8 tRNA genes are annotated in these 713 nt (G+C 54.7%); all 8 read right to left on the reverse strand.

The features are described 5' to 3' along the window. Positions 1 to 43: 43 nt before the first annotated feature. Positions 44 to 120, reverse strand: a tRNA-Pro gene (locus B494_RS0118635). Positions 121 to 123: 3 nt separating this feature from the next. Beyond that, positions 124 to 200: transfer RNA gene (locus tag B494_RS0118640), tRNA-Arg, on the reverse strand. A 1-nt stretch (position 201) separates the two neighbouring features. Continuing rightward, positions 202 to 290 (reverse strand) — tRNA-Leu (locus B494_RS0118645). 14 nt (positions 291 to 304) lie between these two features. Next, positions 305 to 379, reverse strand: a tRNA-Gly gene (locus tag B494_RS0118650). A 3-nt stretch (positions 380 to 382) separates the two neighbouring features. Then, positions 383 to 464: transfer RNA gene (locus B494_RS0118655), tRNA-Leu, on the reverse strand. Between the two features lie 4 nt (positions 465 to 468). Continuing rightward, positions 469 to 544: transfer RNA gene (locus B494_RS0118660), tRNA-Lys, on the reverse strand. An 8-nt stretch (positions 545 to 552) separates the two neighbouring features. Continuing rightward, positions 553 to 628 (reverse strand) — tRNA-Thr (locus B494_RS0118665). A 3-nt stretch (positions 629 to 631) separates the two neighbouring features. After that, positions 632 to 707, reverse strand: a tRNA-Val gene (locus B494_RS0118670). Between the last annotated feature and the right edge of the window lie 6 nt (positions 708 to 713).

Consider the following 713-nt stretch of genomic DNA (forward strand, 5'->3'; position numbering starts at 1 on the left):
GCAGGCGCTCTCCCAGCTGAGCTAAGGCCCCACAAATTATAAATGGTCGGGAAGACAGGATTCGAACCTGCGACCCCTTGGTCCCAAACCAAGTGCTCTACCAAGCTGAGCTACTTCCCGAAATGGCGCGCCCGAGAGGAGTCGAACCCCTAACCTCTTGATCCGTAGTCAAACGCTCTATCCAATTGAGCTACGGGCGCATGGTGCCGAGGGCCGGACTTGAACCGGCACGGTAGTCACCTACCGCAGGATTTTAAGTCCTGTGTGTCTGCCAATTCCACCACCCCGGCATGGATTTTGGAAATGGAGCGAAAGACGGGATTCGAACCCGCGACCCCCACCTTGGCAAGGTGGTGTTCTACCACTGAACTACTTTCGCATATGCGGGTGGAGGGACTTGAACCCCCACGTCAAATGACACTAGATCCTAAGTCTAGCGCGTCTGCCAATTCCGCCACACCCGCTAAATGGTGAGCCATGAAGGATTCGAACCTTCGACCCTCTGATTAAAAGTCAGATGCTCTACCAACTGAGCTAATGGCTCTTAAAAACTGGTGCCGGCCAGAGGACTTGAACCCCCAACCTACTGATTACAAGTCAGTTGCTCTACCAATTGAGCTAGGCCGGCATATGGTGGAGGATGCAGGGCTCGAACCTGCGACCCCCTGCTTGTAAGGCAGGTGCTCTCCCAGCTGAGCTAATCCTCCGTCTAC

It is taken from the genome of Amphibacillus jilinensis Y1, assembly GCF_000306965.1.
GTDB classification, from domain to species: domain Bacteria; phylum Bacillota; class Bacilli; order Bacillales; family Amphibacillaceae; genus Amphibacillus_C; species Amphibacillus_C jilinensis.